26 protein-coding genes and 2 pseudogenes are annotated in these 24,056 nt (G+C 68.2%); 23 read left to right on the forward strand and 5 right to left on the reverse strand.

Features of this window, described 5'->3' with window-relative positions:
• Window positions 1-110: 110 nt before the first annotated feature.
• Window positions 111-614 carry a hypothetical protein gene (locus ACZ69Q_RS44415; RefSeq protein ID WP_471054392.1) on the forward strand — a complete coding sequence of 168 codons (504 nt, stop codon included), beginning with the start codon at window positions 111-113 and terminating at the stop codon, window positions 612-614.
• Window positions 615-696: 82 nt separating this feature from the next.
• Here ACZ69Q_RS44415 and ACZ69Q_RS44420 read toward each other — a convergent pair whose 3' ends face one another.
• A complete protein-coding gene (locus ACZ69Q_RS44420) occupies window positions 697-891 on the reverse strand; it encodes a hypothetical protein (protein ID WP_471054393.1) in 195 nt (64 codons plus the stop codon).
• A gap of 119 nt (window positions 892-1,010) precedes the next feature.
• Here ACZ69Q_RS44420 and ACZ69Q_RS44425 point away from each other — a divergent pair, with 119 nt between their 5' ends.
• The 19 genes and pseudogenes from ACZ69Q_RS44425 to ACZ69Q_RS44515 all read left to right on the forward strand — a co-directional run bounded on the left by ACZ69Q_RS44425 (window position 1,011) and on the right by ACZ69Q_RS44515 (window position 14,019).
• Window positions 1,011-1,817 (forward strand): hypothetical protein, encoded by an 807-nt coding sequence (locus ACZ69Q_RS44425; protein ID WP_471054395.1) that lies wholly within the window; start codon window positions 1,011-1,013, stop codon window positions 1,815-1,817.
• A 115-nt stretch (window positions 1,818-1,932) separates the two neighbouring features.
• Complete coding sequence (locus ACZ69Q_RS44430) at window positions 1,933-2,169, forward strand: hypothetical protein (RefSeq protein WP_471054397.1); 237 nt, start codon at window positions 1,933-1,935, stop codon at window positions 2,167-2,169.
• 58 nt (window positions 2,170-2,227) lie between these two features.
• Window positions 2,228-2,881, forward strand: a complete 654-nt coding sequence (locus ACZ69Q_RS44435) for a DUF6919 domain-containing protein (protein WP_471054398.1) — start codon at window positions 2,228-2,230, stop codon at window positions 2,879-2,881.
• A 266-nt stretch (window positions 2,882-3,147) separates the two neighbouring features.
• Window positions 3,148-3,660 carry an RRQRL motif-containing zinc-binding protein gene (locus ACZ69Q_RS44440; RefSeq protein WP_471054400.1) on the forward strand — a complete coding sequence of 171 codons (513 nt, stop codon included), beginning with the start codon at window positions 3,148-3,150 and terminating at the stop codon, window positions 3,658-3,660.
• A 114-nt stretch (window positions 3,661-3,774) separates the two neighbouring features.
• Entirely contained in the window at window positions 3,775-4,281 is a 507-nt protein-coding gene (locus tag ACZ69Q_RS44445; RefSeq protein ID WP_471054402.1) for a hypothetical protein, read from the forward strand.
• Window positions 4,278-4,568 (forward strand): hypothetical protein, encoded by a 291-nt coding sequence (locus ACZ69Q_RS44450; protein ID WP_471054404.1) that lies wholly within the window; start codon window positions 4,278-4,280, stop codon window positions 4,566-4,568. Before ACZ69Q_RS44445 ends, ACZ69Q_RS44450 begins: the two co-directional genes overlap by 4 nt.
• Window positions 4,569-4,588: 20 nt before the next feature.
• A pseudogene (locus ACZ69Q_RS44455) lies at window positions 4,589-4,714 on the forward strand (AAA family ATPase); the annotation flags it as partial.
• 106 nt (window positions 4,715-4,820) lie between these two features.
• Complete coding sequence (locus ACZ69Q_RS44460) at window positions 4,821-6,173, forward strand: hypothetical protein (RefSeq protein WP_471054406.1); 1,353 nt, start codon at window positions 4,821-4,823, stop codon at window positions 6,171-6,173.
• Between the two features lie 457 nt (window positions 6,174-6,630).
• A complete protein-coding gene (locus tag ACZ69Q_RS44465) occupies window positions 6,631-6,822 on the forward strand; it encodes a hypothetical protein (RefSeq protein WP_471054408.1) in 192 nt (63 codons plus the stop codon).
• Window positions 6,823-7,324: 502 nt separating this feature from the next.
• A complete protein-coding gene (locus ACZ69Q_RS44470) occupies window positions 7,325-7,447 on the forward strand; it encodes a hypothetical protein (protein ID WP_471054410.1) in 123 nt (40 codons plus the stop codon).
• A gap of 102 nt (window positions 7,448-7,549) precedes the next feature.
• Complete coding sequence (locus tag ACZ69Q_RS44475; RefSeq protein ID WP_471054412.1) at window positions 7,550-7,852, forward strand: hypothetical protein; 303 nt, start codon at window positions 7,550-7,552, stop codon at window positions 7,850-7,852.
• A gap of 92 nt (window positions 7,853-7,944) precedes the next feature.
• Entirely contained in the window at window positions 7,945-8,622 is a 678-nt protein-coding gene (locus tag ACZ69Q_RS44480; RefSeq protein WP_471054413.1) for a GGDEF domain-containing protein, read from the forward strand.
• Window positions 8,619-9,068: an ASCH domain-containing protein gene (locus ACZ69Q_RS44485; protein WP_471054414.1), complete on the forward strand. Its 450-nt coding sequence runs from the start codon at window positions 8,619-8,621 to the stop codon at window positions 9,066-9,068. The genes ACZ69Q_RS44480 and ACZ69Q_RS44485 overlap by 4 nt, the downstream gene beginning before the upstream one ends.
• A 239-nt stretch (window positions 9,069-9,307) precedes the next feature.
• The gene (locus ACZ69Q_RS44490) at window positions 9,308-9,511 is read left to right on the forward strand and encodes a hypothetical protein (protein ID WP_471054416.1); all 204 of its coding nucleotides are present in this window, start codon (window positions 9,308-9,310) and stop codon (window positions 9,509-9,511) included.
• A complete protein-coding gene (locus tag ACZ69Q_RS44495; RefSeq protein WP_471054418.1) occupies window positions 9,511-9,993 on the forward strand; it encodes a hypothetical protein in 483 nt (160 codons plus the stop codon). The genes ACZ69Q_RS44490 and ACZ69Q_RS44495 overlap by 1 nt, the downstream gene beginning before the upstream one ends.
• Before the next feature lie 570 nt (window positions 9,994-10,563).
• On the forward strand, window positions 10,564-11,142 hold the full coding sequence (locus tag ACZ69Q_RS44500) for a thermonuclease family protein (RefSeq protein WP_471054420.1): 579 nt from the start codon (window positions 10,564-10,566) through the stop codon (window positions 11,140-11,142).
• A 482-nt stretch (window positions 11,143-11,624) separates the two neighbouring features.
• Window positions 11,625-12,341, forward strand: coding sequence for a hypothetical protein (locus ACZ69Q_RS44505; protein WP_471054422.1), 717 nt, complete (start codon window positions 11,625-11,627; stop codon window positions 12,339-12,341).
• Window positions 12,342-12,429: 88 nt separating this feature from the next.
• Entirely contained in the window at window positions 12,430-12,819 is a 390-nt protein-coding gene (locus ACZ69Q_RS44510; RefSeq protein ID WP_471054424.1) for a hypothetical protein, read from the forward strand.
• A gap of 240 nt (window positions 12,820-13,059) precedes the next feature.
• A complete protein-coding gene (locus tag ACZ69Q_RS44515) occupies window positions 13,060-14,019 on the forward strand; it encodes a hypothetical protein (protein WP_471054425.1) in 960 nt (319 codons plus the stop codon).
• Window positions 14,020-14,193: 174 nt separating this feature from the next.
• Here ACZ69Q_RS44515 and ACZ69Q_RS44520 read toward each other — a convergent pair whose 3' ends face one another.
• Window positions 14,194-15,099: a ParA family protein gene (locus ACZ69Q_RS44520; protein ID WP_471054427.1), complete on the reverse strand. Its 906-nt coding sequence runs from the start codon at window positions 15,097-15,099 to the stop codon at window positions 14,194-14,196.
• Window positions 15,100-15,412: 313 nt separating this feature from the next.
• Window positions 15,413-16,558 carry a ParB/RepB/Spo0J family partition protein gene (locus ACZ69Q_RS44525; RefSeq protein WP_471054429.1) on the reverse strand — a complete coding sequence of 382 codons (1,146 nt, stop codon included), beginning with the start codon at window positions 16,556-16,558 and terminating at the stop codon, window positions 15,413-15,415.
• Window positions 16,559-17,077: 519 nt separating this feature from the next.
• Between ACZ69Q_RS44525 and ACZ69Q_RS44530 the strand changes: the two genes are divergently transcribed.
• The 3 genes from ACZ69Q_RS44530 to ACZ69Q_RS44540 all read left to right on the forward strand — a co-directional run bounded on the left by ACZ69Q_RS44530 (window position 17,078) and on the right by ACZ69Q_RS44540 (window position 20,227).
• Window positions 17,078-17,383, forward strand: coding sequence for a hypothetical protein (locus ACZ69Q_RS44530; RefSeq protein ID WP_471054431.1), 306 nt, complete (start codon window positions 17,078-17,080; stop codon window positions 17,381-17,383).
• A 345-nt stretch (window positions 17,384-17,728) separates the two neighbouring features.
• Window positions 17,729-19,603 carry a DUF2637 domain-containing protein gene (locus ACZ69Q_RS44535; RefSeq protein WP_471054433.1) on the forward strand — a complete coding sequence of 625 codons (1,875 nt, stop codon included), beginning with the start codon at window positions 17,729-17,731 and terminating at the stop codon, window positions 19,601-19,603.
• A gap of 183 nt (window positions 19,604-19,786) precedes the next feature.
• Window positions 19,787-20,227 carry a hypothetical protein gene (locus ACZ69Q_RS44540; protein WP_471054435.1) on the forward strand — a complete coding sequence of 147 codons (441 nt, stop codon included), beginning with the start codon at window positions 19,787-19,789 and terminating at the stop codon, window positions 20,225-20,227.
• Window positions 20,228-20,255: 28 nt separating this feature from the next.
• On the opposite strand, the gene ACZ69Q_RS44545 is transcribed toward ACZ69Q_RS44540, so the two are convergent.
• Both ACZ69Q_RS44545 and ACZ69Q_RS44550 read right to left on the reverse strand, forming a co-directional pair.
• Window positions 20,256-23,693 (reverse strand): LysM peptidoglycan-binding domain-containing protein, encoded by a 3,438-nt coding sequence (locus ACZ69Q_RS44545; RefSeq protein WP_471054436.1) that lies wholly within the window; start codon window positions 23,691-23,693, stop codon window positions 20,256-20,258.
• Window positions 23,693-23,971, reverse strand: a pseudogene (locus ACZ69Q_RS44550) (hypothetical protein); the annotation flags it as partial. The gene ACZ69Q_RS44545 and the pseudogene ACZ69Q_RS44550, both read right to left, overlap by 1 nt.
• Window positions 23,972-24,056 lie beyond the last annotated feature (85 nt).

Consider the following 24,056-nt stretch of genomic DNA (forward strand, 5'->3'; position numbering starts at 1 on the left):
CCGCCCCTGGCCGCCGCCCGCCGGCAGCAACCCCGCCCAGCTTCCCCACTCCTTGCGCCCTCCCCGCCACCACGGCAGGGAGGGCGCCCTGCCGCGATCGGAGAATCGCCATGGACCCCCAGCACACCCCCAACGGCCTGTCCGAGTCCGAGGCCGCCGCCGAAGCCCGCCGCCTCATTGAGGAGTGGGCCGACAAGCCCGTGCGCCACCACCCCACCAGTTTCCGCGACGCCACCAAGCCACCCGCCTACGGCGACGCCCCGCCCGTGAAGCAGGACGACCGCCGGATCGTGCCCGCGTGGGCGGCCGGGATCGCGGTCGCGAGCATCGGCGTCGGTGCCGGGGCGACCGGCCTCGGCTGCGCGGCCTGGCTCGCGTTCAGGGGACTGTCCCTCGTCAGCGTCCCCGGCCTCGAACGCTTCGCGCTCATCGTCATCGCCCCGTTCGCCGGTCTGGCGATGGTGCTCACCGCGGGCGGCGCGGCCATCGCCAAGGCGAAGGCCAGCAGCACGACGAACATCTACGAGGGCTCGGTCACCCAGAACACCGAGGTCAACAACTACAGCGCCACGCACGGGACGTTCGCCCGCACCCGCAACGACATCCACGGCTGACCCGGGCGCCCTGCGTCGTACTCGAACCCCGCGAACGGCCGGGAGTCGAGTACGGGGCAGGCCGCCCCGGAGCAGCGCACGATCAGTCGTCGTCCAGGTAGATCAGCAGGCGGCCGTACTCATCGACCTGCGCCTCATAGATCACGCCGTCGACGACCGCGTGGTCGACGACCACCTCGAAGTCATCTTCGTCATCGATCCACAGCACGCCGTCGTCGTCCGTGAACGCCGGATAGATCACCCCGTCGGCGATCACCGAGTCGAACTCGACTGCCATCGCGCCCCCTTGCTGCCCTGTGCGGCTGTGCCGCCCAGCCTGACGCACCACAGGCCCCGGCAACAGAGCCATTCCCATCCCGTACGCAGCGTCACCACCCTTCGAAGGAGAAGTCGACCGTGACTGACCACAACGACCGCACCCAGATCCCCGCCCAGCGCCAGGAGCCCACGGCCGCCGACAAGGGTCAGGCCGTCACCGCCCCGCCGCCCCCGTCCCCCAAGCCGATGACGGAGACGAAGCCGCGGCGGACCGCCGTGCGCGACTGGTGGGCAAACGCCTGGTCCGAGGGCGGCGTCCTGCACGCCCGCTGGGAGGACCTGCGCCAGACCCCCACCGCCGGATGGCACCAGATGGCGAACTGGGTAAAGGTGCTCCTGGCGGCCGTCGGCGTCTGCGCCGCCCTGATCCTCCTGGACGGAGCGCTCGGTGTCCTCGCCGACGCGGCCCACCGCCTGCTGACCGCCGCGCCCCGCGTGCAGATCGGCACCGAAACCTCCACCGGCTTGTGGGCCGCGGTCGACCAGCCGATGCGCACATACATCGCGGAGCACTCCGCCGGCCTCGCCGTCAGCGGCTCCACCATCTACACGCTGTGGCAGGTCGCGGGCCTGATCGGCTTGATCGGCGGGTTCCTCCGCAGTACCGCAGCCCGCCTGTTGTGGGCGGCATGGGGCGCGTCCAGCGCCGCCATGATCTGGGTGACCGCTCCCGAACAGGGCCGCACCCTCGCCACCGGGATCGCTGGTCTCGCCTGGCTGCTCGCCTCCACGTTTGCACTGCGCGGCCTGAACCTGCGCCCGGCCGTGGTCGTCAACGCCTCTCCTCGGATCCGCAACGTGATCCGCCCTGAGATCCACGTCCCCGTCCCGGCCTACCAGGACGCCGACGACACCCCGGACAACGTCCACCAGATCCAGCGCTGACATCCCGTCGACCCGCCTGGTCCTCGAACGCAGACACCCTGCGCCCGAGGACCTCACCGGCCGACCGGCCGCCCGCGCACCACCCCAATATCACCGATCCGCAAGGAGATTCCTCATGCCGCAGACGCCTCAGACCCCGAAGCCGGTGCAGGGCTGGTTCATCCCCTCCGGGCCCGCCACCCCGGCCAAGCCGAAGAAGCTGCCTCTCCCGCTGCGGCTCGCGGCGATCGCTGCAGTCCTCACCGCGGTCGTCCTCGCCTCCCACGGCAACACGGACGGCCAGGCCACCACCCCGCCCCAGACCCCGGCGGTCACCACCACGCCGACCACGGCCGACACCCTCACGCCGTAACGACCGCCGCCAGCAGCGACAAGAGCGCGCAGCACCGTCACACCTTGAGGAGCACCTGATGCAGTTGCCGTGGATGAGCTGGAGCGAGCGCCGCCGCTGGCGTTCCGCCCACACCGTCGCCGACCTTGGCGAGCTGATGGCGTTATGGCTGGAGGGGGAACTGCGGTCCTGGCCCGGCTACATGCCGGGCTGCGGCCCCGACCAGGAGACCACGCACCTCATCCCCTCCCTCGCAGCCCTCAACCGGGCCGGGTTCCTGACCGTGGCCTCCCAGCCCGGCGAGGCCGGGACCGGCCACGACGGGCTGTGGTGGGAGCAGCGCGCCGCCGTGGAGGGCTTCGTCAGCGACCGCACGCTGTTCTACCGGCTGCTGGACGACGCCCAAGCAGCCGGCCTGACCGTCGCCGTCGACGACAGCCACAGCGGCGTGCACGACCCCGCAGTCACCGTCACCACCGTGGACGGCGAGCCGTACACCGCTTTCGGTGGTCGCCTCAGCCACCGCGACATGCGGGCCATCTGGCCCGTCATCCGAAAGCAGGCCTTCGCCTCGCTCGCCACGGCCACCCGCATGACCATCGCGGCCCCGGAACCCGGCATCCACGGCGAACGGCTATGGCCGGTCCTCGACTTCGTCACTGGCCTGCGCCAGCACGACCCCGACAACCCGTGGAACGGCCCGGCCCTGGCTGCGCCTGCCCGCGAGCACTGACAGAACTCCGGTCGCTCCGCCCGGTGCTCGCCCACTAGCTCACGGTGGGCGAGCACCGGACAGGCCGTCCGGCCGTCAGCACCGCCCCTGCGTCCCGCCGACGAACACCGTCGGCGGGACGCACTGCTTCCTGCCCACCGACGACTGGAGGAACTGTCTGTGCTCATCCCCAGACCGCGCCGCCGGATCGGCCGGCCCCGCCCCCTTCGCCCCGGTCCCCGCTACCCGCAGCAGCCCCGCCAGTTACCCGGCGCCTGGAGGCAGTGATGGACCACCCGGCCGAAGACGACCCGGTCGACGGTGACCTCTACGACCACGGCAGCCCGCTGGAGTTCGGATGGAACTGTGCCCCCGGCGCCGCGGCCATACGCGCAGCGCTACGCGGCGAAGGCCCCATCCCGGAGACCGGGTTCGCGACTCGCCGTCAGCTGCGCGCCCTGGGGCTGAGCCCCGGAGGACAGCAGCCGACCATTCCACTCGTATGGCGCGGCGGGCGACGCAGGGCCTGGTTCTACCGCATCGAACTGGCGGTCCCGAAGCGGCTTCCGACTCTGGCACAGGAAGCCGCGCTGGACCGGGCGATGGCCGCGAGGCAAACGTGCCCCACGTGCCGAATCCGGTACTACGCGTGCCTCCCTCTGCGCACCCAGGGCCAGTGCGACCCGTGTGACAAGGGCTACGAGCCCAGCCCCGACACCGTCATGACCTACCCGGCCCCGGCCCGCACCGACTCGCCGCCTGCCCCGGCAGCAGCAGCCCCAAGCGGTGACGGCCGCTGAAACAGCTCCGCCCTGGCAATGCAGGCCGGGGCGGAACCGCCGGGCGACCGCACATCAGCAAAAGGCCGGCGCCCACTCCTTCACCCCGCATAAGAGATCAGGAGAGACACCATCATGCAGCGTGCCGCGACCTTCGCCGCTCTGCTCGGACTGACCCGCGCCGCCAGCGCCATCGGCGACTTCTGGCTCCAGACCGACTACTGCGCCCGCGTGAAGGGCGCCTCCGACGAATTCCCGGTCACCTACGAAGACCCGGCCACCGACGAGAAGACCGTCCACGGCACCTCGGACGGCCGCAAGGCGTGCCTGCACCACTGCCTCACCTATACGGCCACGCAGGCGGTTGTCGCCGGGGCCGGCGCCCGTGCGCTCGGGATCCGGGTCCACCCGGCGGCCGCCGCGGCCGCGCTCGCCATCTCCTTCGGCACCCACTACGCCGCGGACCGTCGCGTCCCGGGCAAGGGCCTGTTGGAGAGGATCGCCACCAAGACCGGCAAGGGCGGTTTTTACAGGCTCGCCGACTTCGGCATCAACGGCGCCTTCCACATGGACGGTGCCTGGCACCACGGCTGGGAGACCGTCGCTGCCCTGGTTGCCGCCACCAAGGTCACCGTCCAGTGACCGGCCGCGCCCACAGCCGCCTCGACAGGGTGGGTGCCTCCGTCGCCGGCGAGCTCGCCGCGATTCTGCGAGAGCTCCATGACGACACCGACGTCCCCGGCGGCCCTTTTCCCGCCCTCGCGCAGATGGTCACCGCCGCCGCACGCAGGGCTGAGCAGATCGAGCCCGACCGCGACGGTGACGCCTCCTGCCCTCTGCACGAGGCGGCCGAACTCCTCACCGACAACGCCGGGCAGCTCCTGACTTGGGCTGCCCGCTCCCTCGACCCTCAAGGAGAGCCCGTATGACCGCGCTGCCCTGCCAGCAGATGCCGGAACGTTGCCTGGTGGTTCTCATCGGCGCGTCCGGCGCGGGCAAGTCGACGCTGGCCCGCACCTGGCCCGCTTCCCAGGTCCTCTCACTCGATGCCCTCAGGGGCGCGGTCAGCGACGATTTCTCTGTCAAGTTCAGCGTGTTGAGTTTTTACGAGCGCTGGTAGCTCCCCCTGGCCGTGCCAGACTGCTTCCACGCTGCAGGTTGTAGGGGGGAGAACAAGCGTCGTGCTGGATCTTGAGGAAAGCCTCGGTCGCGTCTGGAACCCGGATGTACGGCCGCTCGTGGCTGAGGCCTATCGGAGTTACACCACGGGATCCGCACGCGCCTGCATCCTTCTGACCTGGAGCGCTGTAGCAGCTGACCTCATCGACAAGTTGAGGCGGTTGAGCGAGGACGGTGAAGGCTCGGCTACTGCGATCGTGCAGAAAATTGACACCGCACGCGATGCCAACGACGTCAAAGCAATGCAAGAGGTCGAGGCATCGCTGCTGACGACGGCGCGCGGTCTCGAGCTGCTCGATTTCGTAGAGGAACGTGAGCTACAACGCCTCAGAGATGACCGGCATCTTTGCGCTCACCCCTCACTGCGTCCGTTCGGGGACTTCTACGCGCCGACAACGGAATATGCCCGTGCGCACTTGGTTGCAGCGCTGCAAGGCATCCTCATCCATCCGCCGAGCCAGGGCCGCAAGGTCGTTGACCGATTCGCAGCCCACGTCGCCGATCCTGCTTTCACAGGCAGCCGACACTACCTGACTCACACGTTCTTCGACCAAGTAAAGCCCACCGTGCGCCGGCAAGTCGTCGACCTTGCGGTCAAGGTCGCGTGCCTGGAGCCAGACGGGCTACCAGACCCCCCTGGGGCCCAGAAGCTAGGGGACCGAATGGCTGACTGCCTGCGGCTCTTCATGGAACGCGACCGTACGTTGGTTGCACAGCACATGAACAAGACCACTGCCCGGTTGGGGGACAGGCCGCGGGACGTGCAGATCCGTTCTGTGGGGCGTCTTGGGGATACTGACGTGTTCTGGGCTGCGGTCTCAGAACCGCTGCGGGACCACATCGAAGGGCTGATCAGCAGTACGCTGCGCAGCCCCGACGAGATCAATATTGAGGAGATCCGCCTCATCTCTCTTGTTGGAATTGATGAGGTACGTCGGATCCTGCCTGTTCTTGAAGAGACGTTCACCCGGCTCGACTGGGTGCGCCAGTCCCTGGTGATCAGCACTCGCCCCAGCCGGTACTTTACCCAGCACCTCCCTGGCCTGCTTAGCCGGGAAGTAGCGACCAGCTTCCGGATGGCTGAGGCACTGACCCAATCTACGGTCCTACCAGTTGCCCCCTACCTGACGACCTCAGATCTGGAAGCGATCCTTCAGACTTGGACTGACAACGGCCAGTGCCTCATGGCTTCCGCGATGCCACAGCTTGCCGTAACCCTGTATGAGAGCACCCAGCACCTGAGACCGGCCGATGAGGCGGCATGGCGCGGCTTCATCACACGCGTACGCAGTCTCGTACCAGAAGATGAGCCCTACTACCGATATCCCGCACTTGCCGCTGCCATCGGCGCCTGAACTACGCCTCGAGAAGTCCGGCGGCACGGTGTCGGTCACCAGCGGCCTGTCGGGGTGCCCAAGGCAGGGTCCTGGCAGGTCCGTGCCGAAGGCAGTCGGCGTGGACCTGCAGCGTACTTGGCCCCGGAGTCCTAGCTCAGACACCAGCCGCAAAGTAGGTCTCGGGTAGCCGGACGAGCCCCGTTTCCTGACCGGGCGCCGCCGAAAGGTCACCGTTCTGTAACGGCTCGGTTTTTGCGAGTAGGCCATCAATGTTGCTGCGGCATCCCCAAGTACACGTTTTGACACCGCCAATGCAGCCGCAGAGGCCGGTTGCCGCGCTAACGCGCCGTCAGGCAAGCTCCCGTCATCGGGCACACAGCCCAGTCCCGCAATGGGAGCTCCCACCCGACGAAGCCTGGCCGGGCACCGGGCGGAGCTCCCCTGCGCGGGATCCAACTACGACAGGGAGAGACCCGTGAACAAGGAAGGTAGCAAGACGGACGACCAGGGCAAGAACGAGCCGGAGAGCCGCCTGGTGCGACTCCGCCGACGACTGTGGGAGTGGCGCGTCCACCAGCACCTGATGCGCGGCATGGCCTACGGCGTCGGGAGCGGCGCGGTCAGCCTGCTCCTGCTGTGGGCCCAGTCTGGCGGACTGGGGAACTGACCGCCGGCGGACGCAGGGCTCAGTGCTCCGAGCAGTAACAGAAGGAGTCGCTGCACGGGTAGCAGCTGGGCCGTCCCTGGCATCGGCACGTCCGGCGCGCGTTGCAGGCGACCGGCGTCGTGTGCGTCTCGACGGCACCGGCGTCGGTCGCGTCGTAGTCCTGGCTGCAGTGGCGGCAGTTCGTCATGGCGCGAGTCTGCCAGGAGCCGGGCGCGCAGCCGGCCAGGATCGGCCCCTTCCACCCGCCAGAGGCCGACGATCCTGAGCGGGCGCGGTCACCGCGTGACACCCGCTACTTTGCGGCTGGTGCCTGGGCTAGGACTCCGAGGCCTACTTGAAGAGCTGCCCGCCACGGCCCGACTGTTGACGGCAATCCCTTTGGCATCCGCAGCCAGCAGCTCCTTGAGACGCCGGATCTGCCGGCGCAGCCGCGTACTTGGCCTGGACGGCAGCGCCGGCCTGGACGACGAACGCCTCCTGCGCCGATTCTGCGGCCCCGAGATTGCCCGCCTGGCCCGACTTCGACCAGGAGGCCGACGACCACGCCAACAACAGCGGCCACGAGGACGACCTCGAAGACCGTGCAGACCTCGAAGCGCAGGCCCTCGAAGTGATCCGCGGATGAGGTGACGGACGCTCCGTGCCGCCCCGGCACCCGGCCACGCGTCGGGGCCGGGGCGGTCGCGGTGGCCCCTCACCACCGCGATCACGAAAGGAGACGGACGTCATGGCCCACCCGTACTACGAGGTCGACGTCCCCATACGGAGCACCGAGACCCCCGGTCGGCACGGTATTCATGTCTTCACCGGCCAGGCCGACAGCCGTAGCGCCGCCGTCCAGGCAGCGCACGAGGTCTACGACGCGGCACGCGCCGCGCAGGAAGCCGGACTCGAGATCCCTCACGGGCGCCCCGACGGCTGGGGCGCCTGCGGCTACCGGCCCGGCTGGGAGCCCGACTGGTCCGCCGCGAAGGCCGGCCCCTGGAGGAGCCCGTACAGCTGGCTCAACTCCACGTCCTACGAGCTATAGCTCCGCCCCGGGACAGACGACCGCGCGTCTCAAACCCAACCGCCTGTCCCGGGCCCGTCCATCCCGTACGAGACAAGACGGAGAACCCAAGTATGTCGCCCCTCCTGCGTGTTCAGGGCCGGATCGGCCAGCGCACCCTCTTACTGACCACCGCCGTCGTGCCGTTGACCGGCTGGGCGGTCCACGCGGTCGCGCTGCACAAGCAGCTCGCCGCCACCCGCCGCGACCCGCTGACTGGTCTGCTGCGCCGCGACTCCTACACCGCCCGCGCCCGTCGGCTCCTGGCCCGCCACGGCGACGACGTGGCCGTAATCATGGTCGACCAGGATCACTTCAAGTCCGTCAACGACACGATGGGTCACCCGGCCGGGGACGCCGTTCTGGCCGCCACCGCTGCCCGGCTCACTGCCTGGGCTGGGCCGCGTGCATCCGTCGGCCGCCTGGGAGGCGACGAGTTTGCCGTCGTCGTGGAGCTGCCCGCCGCACGCCTGGAGCAGCGCCTCGCGCAGCTGGTTCGCATGCTGCACACGCCGGTCGTCCTGGACGACGGCCGCCGTGTCGACGTCGCCGCCTCGGTCGGCGCCGCGACCCCGGACCTGATCGGCACCCGTGACCTGCCCGCGTTGCAGCGTGCTGCCGACGCGGCCCTCTACGACGGCAAGCACTCCGGCCGCGCACACCTCGCCACCCAGGACCACGAGAGCGGGCCGTCCATCAACGGCCGGCGCGCGGGCCGCCCGGGCACGGCGATGTGGGGGCAGGCTGCATGAGCACCCCCACCGCCGTACTGCCGGAAGGCGACTGGATCCGCGGCATCACGATCCGCCAGCCCTGGGCAACCTGCATCCTCGCCGGGAAGAGCCCGGAGAACCGGCCCGTGCACTGGCCGTGGCGCGGCTGGGTCCTCATCCACGCCGGAAAGAAGAAGCCGGAGCCCGCCATGCTGCGCGACCCGCTGGTCGCCACCGCGATCCGCGGCCGCGAACTCCACCTCGGTGCGGTCATCGGCGTCGCCCGTCTCACCGACTGCCACCTGGACCGGGGACCCGAGCAGTGCACCAGCCGCTGGGCGGAGCGCGAACTGCACCACCTGGTCCTCGCCGACGTCCAGGAGATCGCCCTGCCCGTGCCCGCCACGGGCGCCCTGCCGGCCTGGAAACCAGCGCCGGACCTTGTGGCACAGGTGCTCCAGCAACTGCCCGACTTCCGGGCCTGATCCGGTTCCCGACGCCCTCCTCGAATGGCGCGACCGCTGGCCGGACCGCCCCTGCGTGCTTGTGCGACCAGCCCACGCCCGTGCGCTCCCACTACGGCGAGCCCGCGCAAGGCGTGCGCTGAGGACTGGAGTGCCGCGAACCCCACCGAAGCCCGCCTCGGACGGCTCGCATCCGACATCAGCCCAAACGCCGGCGCGACGACGACCACGCCCCGAACCCCCTCCACTTGGAGGCTCCCTTGAGCAGCACCCGACGCGACGTCGACCACGACCTCGCCTACCCCGAGCCGCCCGCCTCCCCGCTCTGGCACCGCCACGGCGCAAACGCCCGCCCGCTCACCGACGCCCAGAAACGACGCAACCGCGAGCTGCTGGACATCGCCCAGCGCACCACCCGACCCCGAGCCCCTCACCCCACCAAGCCCCTGGCGGAGGCCCGCTGATGAACACCAAGCACTGCGCCGTCAACGGCTGGGCCGACGCCATACCCGCCCCCGGCCCGCACGGCACCGCCACCTTCACCCTGATCGTCCGGCCCGACGACATCGACACCCTCGACGACGACGCCCCCGACACGGTCGTCACCTGCACCAGCAGCAATCCCCGGATCACCCACGAGCTGCTGAACGGCATACAGCCCGGCGACCTGCTGCGCGCCACGGGCACACTGGCCCAGCCGTCGGCACCCGGCGAGCCCGCCCGGCTCACCATCGACGCCCTAGAGGTCCTGGACACCGGACTCATCCCGGTCCTGCGGGACATGGTGATGGACCGGTACGGCGACTACTGCGTCATCTTCGACGCCGACCGCGACCAGGTCCCCGTCTTTACCGCGCTCGGGCAGTGGGTCGGCCTGGCGGACAACCCCGACGCCATCGCCACCCTCATCGACATCCACGAGCGCGTGAACGGCAGCGACGCCTGAAGGACGCCACCGCCATGGCATCCGCGACCTGACCGTCCTGATCCGTACTGCCGGACACATCAAAGGCCCGTACACCCCGTGTAGCTCGGGGCGTGCGGGCCCTTTTGTGTTTGAGGCCACGACGAGCCGGTCGGCGCGCCCGGGAAGTCGAAGCCGGAGCCACCATCTGATTTATACGCAGCCAAGCACCGTGCCGTGCGGGCATCGCGAGGCGGTGGTGTACTGAAAATGCAGATTCACCCGCCCTTGGAGGGCGGCATGAGCCCACAGACTCCCCCAGATCCGCGTGCCTGGCAGCGTCGGCGCCGACAGCCCCGTAGGCAGGGAGGCAGACGCTTCAAGCACCCCTGGATCACCGCATGCCTGCTCCTCTTCTGCCTTCTCCTCGGCTTCGGCGCCTTGGGAACACTCTTGGGGGAAGAACAGGACAAGGTGTCCGATTCGACGTCGGAGGAAGCATCACCCACAGCTCCACCCACGCGATCGCAACCACAAGCGCCACGCGGTGATCCACAGACGCCAAGCACCACACCACCGAAGACGCCGCAGGACGGCGTCGTCGTACTCCGCGTGATCGACGGCGACACCATCGAGGTCCGTGGCGACGGCCAGGTCGTCCCAAAGGGCCACGTGGCCCGCGTACGGCTGCTGGAGATCGACACCCCGGAACAGGGAGCCTGCTTCGCCGACGACGCGACCGCCCGCACCGCCGCACTGCTGCCGCCGGGCAGCCGCGCCCGCGCCGAACGTGACGCGGAGCTCGTCGACCGATACGACCGCTACCTCCTGTACCTGTGGAACGAGCAGGGCGCCTTCGTCAACGAATCCCTGGTCCGAAGCGGGCACGCCAAGGCCGCCCTCTACCCTCCCAATGACAAGTACTGGAGCAGAATCTCTGGCGCTGAGGACACAGCCCGCCAAGCCAACGCCGGCTTGTGGAGCGCCTGCCCGGACGTCTCGAGCAGTTCCCCCACCCCATCCGACACACCCGCCCCGGATACACCAGCGCATCCGAACCTGCCGGACGGCCCACCGGCCGGTGTCCCCGACGTGGACTGCTCCGATCTGTCCGGCCCCGTTTGGGTCGGCCCCGAGGACCCCCACCGACTCGACAACGATGGGGACGGCATTGGTTGCGATGCCAGCTGAACAGCGATGGCTGCCGCAGATACACCGTCCCGCCGGACGGATTGCGAGCAGCGAGCGACAACGACTCTGCTCAATCACGCTGTTGGACCGCGGTGAAGAGGTCAGTGCCCGATTACCTGCCTGCGTGCTGAACGGATGGGTGCGTACCCCGCGGCCCCGGTCTGCGCACCCATCTGTTCAGTACAGCTTCCGCCCGGTCGCCCGACTGTCATCCGCAAGGCTCTGACCTGCGAACTGAACGGTCAATCGCCCTGGGTGAACCGTCGACTGACTGTTCCTTGCGCTACTGAACTCTTCACTGTGGTCCGACAATACGGGCACGGAAAGCGGGTCGATCTGCCCGATTCACAGAATGTGAATCGCTCCCAGAGGGCAGACTCATACCCATGGCACGCCCCGCCCGGAGACCGGCTGCTCCTACGAAGCCCCTGAACAAGCCCCCTGTCAGGATCGGACGACTCGACACCCAGACCCTCGAGGCCATGGTCGGCGAGTTGCGGAAGCTGCACGAGGACGCCGAGGACCCGGACATTGGGCGGATGGCGGCAGATGCCGAGCTGTTCCGGGCTCTGCTCTACCTTGAATCCCACGCCGACGCCCTCAAGGACGAGCAGGCGCGACGTACGGCCACTGTCCGGCGCGTGATGCTATGGGAGTACATCCGCGAGCAGGCCGACCTCCACCAGTCGAAGGCGATCGATCACGCCCGCGCTGCGGGCGCTGGCTGGGCAGTGCTGGCGGCGGCGCTCGCGGTGAACGCCCCGAGCGCCGCGTACAACAAGGCGAGACGCTTGCAAGCAGCCGTCCTCAACGACGCTTCCTCTGAGGAGACCCCCGTACGCCGCACTCCTGAAGCGGTCCAGAGAGTGGAGCAGCAGGCAGCTGCCCGCGCCGCTGCCGAGCGGCGCGCTCAGCAAGAAGCCGCACGGCGGCATCGACTTCTCGCTCCAGTCGCCCACCGTCTGATCGAGCAGCGGGCAGGCCTGGACGATGGCGACGACGTCACCTACTGGTTGGATCAGATCGCCTCAGTGCTTCCCAGCTGCCAGACCCCGACCCAACTCGTAAGTCTCGAGACCTATGTCGCGGCTGCGGTCCGGCACTTGCGGAAGGCCGAGCGAGCGACTGGTCGGCTCCCAGGCGCCAGCGTGGATGCCCAGCTCGCCTACGAAGCAGCAGCTGAAGTCGTCTCACGCTGAGCTGCCAGCCTGCATCTATATCTTCCCGGGCCAGCACCACAAGTCGTCTCCGCAGGCACGCCTTGGACCACACCACCAGGAGGAACCAGTGTCATACCCGCAACTGCTCGCCCCCGAGGAGAAGCTTGCCGACGCGAAGAAGCTGTTGAGCCTCCCGGACATCGTTGTGATCTGCGGCTCCACCCGTTTCATGGCCGAGATGAACGAGGCCGATCTGCGGGAGACCAAAGCCGGAAAGATTGTCGTCAAACCGGGCTGTGACATGAAGTCGCCGCACGAACTTTGGGCCGATCCTGTCGGGGCCGAGGCGCTGAAGGTTCGACTCGACGATCTGCACCGGGCGAAGATCCGGCTCGCTGAAGAAGTGCTCGTAGTCGGCGACTACATCGGAGACAGCACCCGAGCCGAAATCGCCTACGCCCGGTCGCTGGGCAAGCCCGTGCGGTTCACGCACCCCGAAGTCGACCCTGACGCCTGACCGCCCGCTGCCACCTCGACAACTAGGGTCGGCAGCCCGCCACCTGACCGTCTCGCGGCGGCTTCGGCCGCCGCCTACCCCCACACCCTCCGCAGGCATCCCTTGAAATTGATCACCTAGAACACGGCCTAGGTGTCCCTTGCCGTTGCAACCCTCTGACCTGCCTCAAATCGTTCCCGGTGCCCAGCGCGCGCTCTCACAGTTGGATCCATGACACTGTGACAGCGAAGCGTCGTCCGTGTGCGTGCCCACTGGAAGCTTGTTTGGGCTCCCCTCGGCCTGCCGACCGTCGCTTACGGCAACACCCTCTACGAGAGCTCCCAACAGCGTCTCGGCTTGGTCATCTTCCTCTGCGGCTGGGGTGTAGCAGTCTGCGGGCTGCCGGCCTGGAAGCGGTTCTTAGACGAGAATCCGCTACGTGAGGGGAACCAGAAGGTAGCCGCGTTGGCGGTCTTCCTGACGCTCCTCCTATGGCAAGCTGCGTCTACCGCGGTCAAGGCCGCCTGGGGAGTGGCCCAGCCGATTGACTACCGCGCCGCCACTACATCGTTGGGCTTGATCTACTTCGTGGTTCCCTTGGCCGCACGGTGGGCTGAGCCAAAGGATTTCGCACTTCAACGGCTCCCTAGCCGCATTCGGCGGGCCGCCATTTTCCGGACCATCGCGAACGCGGCCGGTATCGGCGCAGTCGCCGCTTTTCTGAGCGAACGGTTTGTCTCCACCTACCCGGCACCGCTGATCTCTACTGCCCCGACGCTCATGGTCGCCATGGCCGTGATCACGCACAAGACTTTCGCGCGGGCGCGCAAGCTGTGCACGCAGACCCACGCCGACGTGCAGAAGCTACTGCGGGACATGGACGAGCTCGACGATGTGAGAGGTCCCAAGCAGACGGCGGGCAAGCTGAGGAACTGGCGCCCGAGGTCGCGTACCAGTCCTGAGGCCGGCGACAAAGGGGCCGACAAGCGGATGGCGGCCCGCCGCAGCTGGGATGTCCTTAAGCTTGACCTCTGCACCACCGTAGACAGCGGCTACCGTCTACTCACGCTCCCTCTCCTCGCCGACGATGCGATAGCCGATCTGGAGAGGAAAGTGTTGGTCGGCATCGAGGCAGGCAATCCCGAGGCAGCCGACCCGGCGCGTGATGACCTCCGTGCCATCCTGAACGCGTGCAGAGAGCGCATCGACGTTTTGGCCTAGCACTCTGCACGGAGGTTAGCCCCTGCTAGCTGACGTGCACACGGGTGTCAGCGCGTGACGCATTTCCGGACCGTAGGGATCTGGACTACACGGTCGGCACCATCGTGCTGAGGACCCACGGGCTATTGACCAGCGACTCGGACCGCCTCGACGAAGGAGCTGATTGCGGGGCAATCACTTCCGCGTGAATCCCAGTGCCTGAGTCACGAGGTAGTAGTCGTCAGTGGCGGACAGCGCCGTCTCTGCGGTGAGCTTCGAAGGGTTCTCAGTTACAGGGTCATAGAAGCGCAGCACCTTCTGCGCTGCGTACGCTTCGGGGATGCGCGGGCTACGTCGCACGGTGGGGAGGACAAGCTCCTCGTAGGCATCCTTCGCCTGCTGCTGACTGTCGTCGTACACGGCGCCCTGGTTCCGAGTGGTGGGGCAGTCGACGATCAGGATGTTGGACAGTTCGGCCGCAGCACCCATGGCGGAGAACGTGTCTCGAATTTCGTCGATCTTGGCCTCCATGCGAGTCAGGGCACGGAGTTCCTTCCACCCCGGCTTCACGCAGGCCACGACCTCGTCCGACCCCACGATGGCGTTCACGACGATCAAACCGAGATTGCCGGGGCAGTCGATCAGGATCAGGTCATAGGTGTCGCGGATACGATCCAGCTGCGATCGCAGCCAGAACTCGCGGCCAGTCTTCGGCGCCAGCAGCTGCTCGGCCTCTTCCAGAGAACTGGATCCGAGTACCACGAACAGGTTGGGAATCGGCTTGGTGCCGTCTTCCCCATACGGGCCGGCGAGGGCCGGTGCTACCGCTTCCTCAATCTTGGCCGCTCCCGTGAGAACGTCATAGAGGTTGGCCTGGTTGGGAATGTCGTCCGGGCTGTCGTAGCCGACGGCCGCCGAAGCATCACACTGGGCATCGGCATCGATCACCAGCGTCGTAAAGCCGAGGTCGGCCGCACAAGCCCCGATATTCACTGCCGAGGTTGTCTTCCCGGCGCCGCCGCTCTGATTCGTGAGAGCGAGAACGCGGGCAATACGACTAGCCGTTGCCGATGCAGCGGCGCGGTTCAGGGACGAATTCATGAGGAGCCTCCACGAGTGATTGCGGCGCAATCACTCCCGCATGGGGTCGTGCGTGTTGAATCGCGAGGGAGCCGGGTCCGAAGGAGGGAGCCGCGGTTGGGCAGCGTTGCCTTCGGACGGTGGATCCTGGGTGTGGTGCTGCTGGCGCCGGATGATTGCGCCGCAATCACGGGCCGTTTCACGGATGGCGCCGCGCTCCGGCGGCGAACCCCGAAGACGATGCAAGTACCGGCCCGCACGTTACAGGGCGAGCAGCCGCAAAAACTAGTCGCCCCACCGGGCAGCACCGGTGGGGCGACCTGGACGCTCGAGTTCAGGACGAGAGATGCCCCCTCAGCTCCTCAATCTCGTCCTCCTGAAGCAGCTCCCTGATTCTGGCAGCCAGATCTGCGATGCCACGCACGACGATCACACCGCGAGGCTCAGGCTCCGTCGCTAGCGAGGAACTGGCAGCTTCCGTCTGCGGGGCTGAACGCTGCTCCCCCGACGTGCCTTCGGCCGCAGGGCGGGGCTCAGGACGTGCGGCTGCCGGCTGCCGCGAGTGAGTCTCAGGCGGAGCCTCCCCCGTGGCCTCCTCGCTCGGTCGGGGCTCCGGCAGCCTCGCCACAGTCGACGTGGACGCCTCCTCAGTGATTGCGGCGCAATCATCTGTGGCCTCCGGAATCGCCTGCTGCTCGTCCGGAAGCTTGCTGACGAGAGCAGCCTGCGATGACGTCAGGTCCCCCCGGACGAACGCGTCCTGGAGATCCGGGCGCAGCCGGGCGAAGACCGTCGCAGCTTCGCGAACCGGCAACAGGATCCGCTCGTTGGACTCATCGTCCGTGTCGAGGAGCTGCTGCTCCTTCAACCAGTGGTCGATAGTTGCCTGCTGGAGTGCCGGCACAAGCCGTAGAAGAGCGACACGATGCGAGACGTAGGTCTGAGAGCAACCGACGCGCTTCGCCAGCTCCCGCTGAGACAACTGCTTGCCCGCGTCGTCCTTTTCCTCAAGCGCACCCTGAAACTCCAGGGCTTCCTCGATCGGGTTCAGGGCCATCCGCTGGAGGTTCTCCTGGATGGCTGCGATGCGCAGGCTCGGCACCTCGCGGCGGACCAGGATCGGAACCTCGGTCAGCCCAGCTTTCAGCGCAGCAGCCAGCCGCCGGTGCCCGTGATGGACAACGAACAGGGCTCCCTTCGCTACCTGCGCCTCGACCGCTTCCTTGTGCTGCGGATAGAGGTCGATGTACACGTCCGGCGGGATCACCGTCATTGCGGTGTTCATCCCGTCCGTCCGGAGGGTGGCCGCCAGCTCGTCGATCCTAAGGAGCTTCTTACGCCCATTCTCCGGACTCGGCATCAGCTGATTGGGATGCGCGGTCGGCAGCCCCTGCGGTACGAGACGTGCCTGCTGGGTGGCCGCCTTGCGTGCAGCCCTCTCTGAGGCGAGGTCCCGCTTGAGGCCGGGTTTCTGAGGCATGGGCTTCTCCGTAAGAAAGCAGAAGTTGACGCGGCCGTGAGCCTATCGGGCATCGGAACGGGTTCCGTCGTCTCGGGGGGTGATTGCGCCGCAATCACCCCCCGAGAGGTGAGTGCAAACGGACCTTTAATGACACAGCAGGAGTATCGGACCTGCCGACTCGGCATGCCGCAGCGACCCATCGACTCATTCGCCGGCAGAGGGGGCTGGCTGAGCTGCCGAGGGATCAGACGGCTCCGAGGAACGGCGGGTCCGTAGGTTCCGCGGGAATCCATCGTCTGGACCGCCACCCAGCTCCTCCATACGTACCGAGAGCGCGCCAATCAGGCTGTACCGGGCCATCTCCAGGATCAGGTACATGTCTCGTAGGCCAGAAGGCCCACGCCAAGGCCTGGACTCCTGGTTACAGGAGTCGCGCAGCATCCTTTCCATCGCGCGCACACCGTCTGTGAGGTCCTTCATTGCCTTCGTCTCCGGTGGGGGGCGGCGGAGCCCGCGAATCTCCGGAGTGCTGGGGGAGTGGCTGAACCTCATGCCGTCGATCTCGAGGGCGTCGGCGGCGTCCCGCATTTCGCGCATCGCCGCACGCAGGGCCGGGAAGAACTCCTCAGGCTCAAGGGCCCTTCGTTCCGCGTCCTGTCGCCCGTCATCCAGGAGGAGCAGGACTTCACGGCTAGTCCGGCGCAGCGCCATGAGCCGCGAGAACTCGGCCTCCTCCCTTACTCGCCGCTTCTCCTGTTCCGCATCCTTTCGGGCCTGTTCCTGGAGGCGCCTCGCGTGGCGGCCCGTGATCAGTGGGGCGGCCACAGTGGCGCCGGCACCTAGCGCGGCCCCAGCCAAGGCGCCGACGAGGGCGTAAAGAGCTGCTGGATCTGACACACAGACATCGTGTCGTCCGCCCGGGGGAGCTGTCCGACATTCGCGCCTCTCCGAAGGCGCGCGTCTCACGCAACTGAGTCCACCCAGACCAGCGACATTCCGAGGCACCGCAAGGCCGAGAGGCAGGACGCTGCGGTCCAGCGGAACGGCGGGGAAGTACCCCTGAGAGTCTCCGACGATCACTTTTCGTAGACGATCCGAGCCCTGCCCACCCTGACAGTCCACAACCTGCCCCAGGTCGTGGGAGTGTGAGAGCTGCTCAGTTGTGTGGCTTGGATAGGGGAGTGGGACGTGGCTGCGGGGACTGGCGAGACACCCCAGCTGACCCGAGCGCATCGGGTCCTGATCGGCGTGGTCGTGTTCGGCGCCGTCATCATCGCCGGTATCGGCTTCGCGGGCTCGTACGCGGCCGTCCGCGAGCTGGCAGTCAAGAAGGGCTTCGGGGACTTCAGCTACGTCTTCCCGATCGGCATCGACGCGGGCATCTGCGTCCTCCTCGCCCTGGACTTGCTGCTCACCTGGATCCGCATCCCCTTCCCCCTCCTACGGCAGACGGCCTGGCTGCTGACCGCCGCGACGATCGCGTTCAACGGCGCGGCGGCCTGGCCCGACCCGCTCGGTGTCGGCATGCACGCCGTCATCCCGATCCTGTTTGTCGTCGCCGTCGAGGCCGCGCGCCACGCCATCGGTCGCATCGCCGACATCACCGCCGACAAGCACATGGAGGGCGTGCGCCTCACACGCTGGCTCCTCTCGCCCGGTCCCACATTCCTGCTGTGGAGGAGGATGAAACTCTGGGAGCTTCGTTCCTACGAGCAAGTCATCAAGCTGGAGCAGGAACGCCTGGTCTACCAGGCCAGCCTCCGCTCCCGCTTCGGCCGGGCCTGGCGCCGCAAGGCTCCGATCGACGCACTAATGCCGCTGCGGCTGGCCCGGTACGGGGTCCCGCTCGCCGAAACCGCGCCTGCCGGCCTTGCTGCCGCCGGTATCGAGAAGCTGCCAATCCAATTCTCCGTGGAGCAAGCATCCGCCCCGACACCAGCGGGCGATCCCACCCCCCAGGCCGTGGAAGAGCACGGGGTGGGAACGGTCGAGCTGGAGACCGCGGAGACGGAGCCGGCCCAGGCACCCGTTTCCAATGCCGCCCCCGAGCGAGTCTCACGGGAATCGACCGAGGCGGCCGCTGAGCGGTTCGCTGAGGCTTACCAGGCGTTCCTCACCCAGTTCCAGATCGAGCCGACTCCGACGCAGTGGGCCTTCTGGCTCCGCGACACCTACGGCATCTCTACAGGATCCGGAGACCCGCTCTCCGAGGACCAGGTCCAGCCCCTGCTCCAGGTGCTCCAGACGCGCTACGCGCTCGACAAACAGCACGCCGCCACAGACGGCGCGGAGCCAACGGACCAGTCATGGCACGACTACTTTCACAGCGCCTGGCGTGCCTACGCGCAGGAATTCGGCACGCCTCCGGATGCCGCTGCCCTTGCCGCGTACGTGTACGAGCGAGATTCGATCACAGGCGAGGGCGGCCGGCCCATCAACGGCCAAGACTTGGTGGCCTTCGTTGCGATCTTTGAGCAGCGCGAGTTCGCCAGCAGCGAGCCGGCTGCTGCAGAGACCACTGCCGATCTCGGCGAGCAAGGCGCTGCGCAGAGTCCTTGGCTGCAAGAGGCGACCGAGGCGGCGCCCGTCGCTACGGGTGCGCAGGCCGCTAAGGAGATCCCTCACCCGCGAGTGAGCGCCGCTATCGGTGACTCGCCGCGGGAGGAGGTGGTCCCGGAGGAGTCCGCAGCCCTCACTACCGTTGACCGCTACTACCTGGCGTGGCTGGAGTACCAGGCAGAGCATGGCGCCGAACCGGAAAGGGCCGAGCAGCTATCCGAGTTCCTGGCTACGAAGGGCCTCTACGGCCGAGGCGGGAAACCCGTGAGCGCCTCCACCTTGCGCCGCTACCTCCTGCCGTTCCGCGTCTACAACCTCTGGGCTGAGCACCGCGTGCGCAATGACCAACCGCCTGCCGACGCCGTTGCGCAGGCCTGCGCAACCCACGGAATCACTGCGCAATACAACAAGTCCGTCAGCGCGGACTACATCGCCGAAAGCGCCACCGACTTCGAGCGTCGCTGGCAGGCACTCAACCGGCACCACGCCAATTCCCGGCAGTAGAACTGTCACCGCAGACCCTGTGCGCATCCGTGGCCACGTCAATCACAGAGAGCTGCGCAATCGGAAGAAATACCTGGTCAGGCGGGCATTGCGCACACCTGGTGATCAATGCGCAGGGCTGCGCGCCCCTTCCATTCCATGCCCATTGCGCATCGCCCGCCCCTGAACAGACGAGGAGGACTCATGCGCGCACTGCGCATCGATCCGGATGCCACGGTTACAGACCTCACCCTGTCGGAGGCCGCTGCGCACTCCGCGATCCGGAAGCACCTTGGATCCGACACCGTCGACCAAGGGACGTATCACCATCGGGTCCTACTGCACATCCATGGCAACGGCCTGCACCTCGGGCTGCACCAGAACCTGGCGGCATGGGCCCTGGCGAGTGCCTGGCGCGGCATGCCCCTGTACCCGTTGACCGGGCCTGTCATCATCACGGGGCGAACTGCCAGCGGCGACGTGACGGACCTCGATGACGACCTGGAGCAGGACGCGCGAGCCGTGGCGCAGACCATCCGGGACACCCTGGTCGAGTGGCGGTCACGCCCTCCCGTCTCCAACGAGGCCGCCATCAAGGAACTCCTCGCCTACGCAGCCCGCGACGTCGCCTCCCGCGCGCAGTGATGGGCTGCGGCAACGACCCGTGCAACGCCTAAAGGACTTTGCGTTGTACAGCCCCATCGCCGTTGAGGAGTTCGTGGATGAGGGCCTCGGTCTCCGTCTCCAGGGAGCAGTCCAGTGACCGGTTGACCTGCTGCACGCGGGTGATGGCGGTATGCAGTCCTTGCCGGTTCCCGGCCGCGTGCTCGATCCGGAGCCAGTCGCGATACAGCAACTCTGCTGTGGGGTCGACGTCGAGACCGGTCGCGACGGCCTGTCGCGCCGCGCTGAGGTCATGGTGCGGACCTGGTGACGTGCGGTACGTGGCCACAGAGTGCGCGACGTCGATGATCCGCGTGATCATTTCCTGCTGGTAGGGCTCGGCCCAGGGCAGCGGCTTGCCGCCGAACGGCTTGCCGCGGACCAGGCCGAGCGCCTTCTCCAGATCAGGCAGACCGGTGGGACCCATCGGCAGGGCGCGTTCAACGAGTTGCAGGAAGCGGGTCCAGTCGCATCGCACACTGGGGGAGAGCTGGTAGGGATCCTCGCCGGAACTGCGGCGTGGCACGAAGGGATTGCCAGAGGGATCGCTGCCCAGGGAACGACGCAGGCCCCCTACCCGGGCGTTGAGGGTGCTCGCCGACCACGGGTTGACGGGATCCATGTCGGAGCACAGCACGTCGGCACTGCGCCCTGGCCGGAACAGGAGCAACGCGGCGAGCTGCGCCATCCGCGGCCCGTGGCCGGTGCTGTCCACGCCGGTAACCTCGACCGGACCCAAGACCCGGATCTCCGGCGCGTGCAGGGCATGCGCCTCGACTCCCTCCGCCTGCGGCCCCTCGTAGCCGTCGGCCAAGTCCGCGTTCTCGCCCGCGTCCTCGACATCATCAAGAGCCTTGGGCTCCGGCGTCGGCGAGAATGCTGCTCCGGCTCCTGGACCAGACTCACCGTCGTCCTGCCCCGGCACCGTGGCGGCGGGCAGGAGACGCAGTCCGGACGGATCCGTGGTGGCGGCGACCAGAGCCGCAAACCCATCGCTGCTCTCGTTCTGCGCATGCGCGGGGCTCGTCGACACGGACGCCGGCACCATGGACTCCTCCGCCATGAGCGAATGCGGCGCCCCCTCCGGCTCTTCCGGGAGATCTCGCCAGGGTCCCTCGGCTGGGCAGGCGGGCTCCCCTGACACCTTCAGCGCGGTGGTGATCTGCACGTAGGCGGCGTGCTCCAGGCGCTGCACGGTGATGTCGATGCCGGCGTGGTCGAGGTGCTGCGGCTCGGTGACGGAGGCGTTGAGGAGTTCGGCCTCGGGGAAGTGTGCGGCGGCGGAACTCGCCGGGGCGACGAGTGTGACGGGCACCGAGCCGGACCTGCTGATCACATCGGCGAACTGCCAGGCCGTGTCTGCGTCCAGCGAGGCCGCGCACAGCAGCAGATACGGCTGACGCAGGGTCTCGGGCATCTGATGCGTTTCCAGCAGCCGCTCGGACAGATCGCGCAGCGCGTGCTCGGCCTGCCGCATGTGGGCGATCCGCGCGGTGGGCAGCAGTTGCGGCAGGTCCTCACCGAATCCGATCACGACGACCTCGACCTCGCTCGCCCACGGACTCATCCCGAGCTCCAGAGCGAGTGAGGTGCACACCTCGGTGATGTGGACCGGGCTGCCGTCCAGCAGCAGCGCGGGCACCTGCGCGAGATCGAGCAGCAGAAGATCGCCGGTCTCGGTGGTGCCGGTGGTGACCAGTCCCGGATACGGTGCCGGCACCTCGCGGGCGGCCTCTTCGTCCAGGAGGACGGCGTCAGAGGGCAGGACCCACCAGCCTCCCTGCCCGGCTACGAAGGGCGCTGCTGCCTCCTGGGCGAGGTCCTCGGGCAGCACCTGAAGCGTGCGGGATCCGATCCGCGCCGCCCGAAGCGCCGGCAGAGCTCCGCTGCTCTCTGGGCGAGCGAGCTGGTGGGCGAGTGTCCGAAGTGCCACGTCCAGGCGGGCGGCTCCGCCAGGCTCGGCGGCCGCCGCCAACTGAGCCTCCGCCGTGGACGGTTCCGGCGCGATCGCGATCGTCTCGCCAGGCTTGCGGCGCCGCCGCTGCAGCGTCCTGCGCAGAGCGAGGGCACCAGTGATGGCGGCCGCCAGCAGCGCCCCGGCGCCGAGAACGGTTCGCAGGTTCAGCGGGCTGCTGGTCGGAGTCGGCGCCTGGGAGGCCGCAGAAGCGGATGACGGGGCAGCGGAGCCGGCTGAATCAGCCGACGGTGGGACAGCGGAGGCCGAGGCGGTGGGCCGGGGTGCTGCAGAGGCCGATGCAGACGGAGAGACCTGATCCTGCCCGGGCTGCTGCGCACTACTGCTTGGCGAGGCGCTGGGGGCCGACGCATCGGGCACAGCTGGTGCGGTGTGGCTGGGCGCGGGCGCCTGCTCCTCACCCGCGCCCGCGCCCGCCCCCGGGTCCTGCGTCGCGTCCGGCTTCGCGACGGCAGGGGGAGCTGTCTCCGTGCTTCCCGATTCCTCGCTGGGGGCGTGCTCCTGGGGCTTCTGCCCAGGCTGGATTCCGGGCACGCTGACTTGCTGTCCGGGGCGGATCAGGTCCGGGTCGGTGATGGCGGGCAGGCCGTCCGGCTGCGGCTTGCCGCGGCTGGCATCGAACAGTCGAGGCCAGTCGTTGCCGTCGCCGAGCTCGTCCTCGGCGATCTTCGACAGGTAGTCGCCGGACTGGACCGTGACGACGTGCTCGCTCTCCTCGTCGGCAGCCGGGGCGTCGTCCAGCTGCGTCCGGAGGCCTCCCGCAGTCTCGCCGGGATCGGGCATCTGCAGCTGCCAGCCAGGCTGCAGAAAGCTGCTCGCGCGAAAGACCTGGCCGTCGACCATGGCCCGGCCCTCGTTCAAGTCGGCGATCTCCTGCCAACGCTCGCCGTCTCCCAGTTCCCGCTCGGCGATGGCCCACAGGCTCTCCGCCGGCCGCGTCTCGCGGACCGTGTACGACGTGCGGGACGCCGAGGTACTCGCTGCAGACGCGTGGGCCTGATCGGGGCCAGTGGTATGTGGGGCGGGTGTCGTCTGGCCGGGGATGTGCGCCGCGGTGGTGGCTGGTGCGGCCTGTGCGTCGGAGGCCAGAGCCGAGCTGGTAGGCAGCAGGACCAGGATGCTGCCGATCAGCAGGGCCGCGGCTCGCTGCGAGGAGCCCAGCCCCCGCGGGGCGTGCCACGTCCGGCCGCGCAGCTGCGCGATGAGCTCCCGCACAGCGCAGAACGCGAACTGGGCCCACCCGGTCCATCCCACCGCGACGAGCAGCAGCAGGAAGACGGCGCCAGTGTCCTGCCGGTCCAGCAGGTGTGCGAGGTCGTCGTGGGTGGAAGCCCAGATGGCAGGGGTGGCCCAGGTCAGCAGCAGCGGCAGCCCGGCGACCGCGACCGTCAGGACGATCAGGCTCAGCATGGCCTTGAGGACACGGCCCAGGGTGCGGCCTGCTGTCGCGGCGGGGGAGGGGGTGGTGCGCATCAGGTTCCTTCAGGAGCGGTGACGCCGTGCAGGAGGGTCGCCTTGCCGTGGCCGGTCACCGACAGGGAGCCGATGCCAACCGCCGACAGGAACTTCGTGTCGTAGGAGCCGGTGACGACGACGCTGAGGGTCTTGCCGTCGCCGGACACGCTGACCGTGCCGGTGGCGCCGGCGGATTGCAGGTATGCCTGGGCGGCGGCCGTTGCGTCCTGCGGGTCCACGACGATCGCGTTGCCGCTGATGGCTTCGGCGGGGTCGATGGCCTGCCTGCGACTTCTCATTTCGGTGTCACTGACAGTTCTCATTTGGGTGTCATGTGTCTTTGCTGTTCAGGGCGGAGAGGTGGTGGCGTCGAGTGAGAAG

The sequence above is a fragment of the Streptomyces sp. NPDC036764 genome (assembly GCF_055609385.1).

Coding starts and splice junctions, on each gene's coding strand:
- ACZ69Q_RS44415 (WP_471054392.1), top strand. CDS start 111: ATGGACCCCCAGCACACCCCCAACGGCCTGTCCGAGTCCGAGGCCGCC.
- ACZ69Q_RS44420 (WP_471054393.1), bottom strand. CDS start 891: ATGGCAGTCGAGTTCGACTCGGTGATCGCCGACGGGGTGATCTATCCG.
- ACZ69Q_RS44430 (WP_471054397.1), top strand. CDS start 1,933: ATGCCGCAGACGCCTCAGACCCCGAAGCCGGTGCAGGGCTGGTTCATC.
- ACZ69Q_RS44435 (WP_471054398.1), top strand. CDS start 2,228: ATGCAGTTGCCGTGGATGAGCTGGAGCGAGCGCCGCCGCTGGCGTTCC.
- ACZ69Q_RS44440 (WP_471054400.1), top strand. CDS start 3,148: ATGGACCACCCGGCCGAAGACGACCCGGTCGACGGTGACCTCTACGAC.
- ACZ69Q_RS44445 (WP_471054402.1), top strand. CDS start 3,775: ATGCAGCGTGCCGCGACCTTCGCCGCTCTGCTCGGACTGACCCGCGCC.
- ACZ69Q_RS44475 (WP_471054412.1), top strand. CDS start 7,550: ATGGCCCACCCGTACTACGAGGTCGACGTCCCCATACGGAGCACCGAG.
- ACZ69Q_RS44480 (WP_471054413.1), top strand. CDS start 7,945: ATGTCGCCCCTCCTGCGTGTTCAGGGCCGGATCGGCCAGCGCACCCTC.
- ACZ69Q_RS44485 (WP_471054414.1), top strand. CDS start 8,619: ATGAGCACCCCCACCGCCGTACTGCCGGAAGGCGACTGGATCCGCGGC.
- ACZ69Q_RS44495 (WP_471054418.1), top strand. CDS start 9,511: ATGAACACCAAGCACTGCGCCGTCAACGGCTGGGCCGACGCCATACCC.
- ACZ69Q_RS44505 (WP_471054422.1), top strand. CDS start 11,625: ATGGTCGGCGAGTTGCGGAAGCTGCACGAGGACGCCGAGGACCCGGAC.
- ACZ69Q_RS44520 (WP_471054427.1), bottom strand. CDS start 15,099: ATGAATTCGTCCCTGAACCGCGCCGCTGCATCGGCAACGGCTAGTCGT.
- ACZ69Q_RS44525 (WP_471054429.1), bottom strand. CDS start 16,558: ATGCCTCAGAAACCCGGCCTCAAGCGGGACCTCGCCTCAGAGAGGGCT.
- ACZ69Q_RS44540 (WP_471054435.1), top strand. CDS start 19,787: ATGCGCGCACTGCGCATCGATCCGGATGCCACGGTTACAGACCTCACC.
- ACZ69Q_RS44545 (WP_471054436.1), bottom strand. CDS start 23,693: ATGCGCACCACCCCCTCCCCCGCCGCGACAGCAGGCCGCACCCTGGGC.